Source organism: Pseudomonas sp. BJa3 (assembly GCF_026343815.1).
Lineage (GTDB): Bacteria > Pseudomonadota > Gammaproteobacteria > Pseudomonadales > Pseudomonadaceae > Aquipseudomonas > Aquipseudomonas soli.
This window is the reverse complement of the sequence record NZ_JAOXMC010000221.1, coordinates 1-269: the sequence shown is the minus strand read 5'-3', so window position 1 is coordinate 269 and position 269 is coordinate 1. Positions and strand designations below refer to the sequence as shown.

Annotated in this window: 1 protein-coding gene; it reads right to left on the bottom strand. The window is 70.6% G+C overall.

Features of this window, described 5'->3' with window-relative positions:
- Positions 1 to 269: LysR substrate-binding domain-containing protein (locus OH705_RS27500; RefSeq protein WP_267303475.1), on the bottom strand; the 269-nt coding region annotated here is incomplete at both ends.

Sequence of the window (269 nt, the reverse complement as noted above, 5' to 3'; positions counted from 1 at the left end):
ACGGCGGCACCGCGGGCAGCGCGTCGTCGACCAGCCGATGCCCCGCGGCGATGCAGCGGCGCTCCAGCAATGCCACCCCCAGTCCTCCCGCTAGCGCGGCCTGTATTCCCATCAGATTGGGGCTTTCGTAAGCGATGCGCCAGCGGCGTGCAGCGCGTTCGAGCGCGTGAATCGCGCGGTTGCGGTAGATGCAGCCCTGCGGAAAGGCCACCAAGGGCACCGGTTCGGTGCTGGCGGGCAGGGCTGGCGCGCCCGCGATCCAGTGCAAG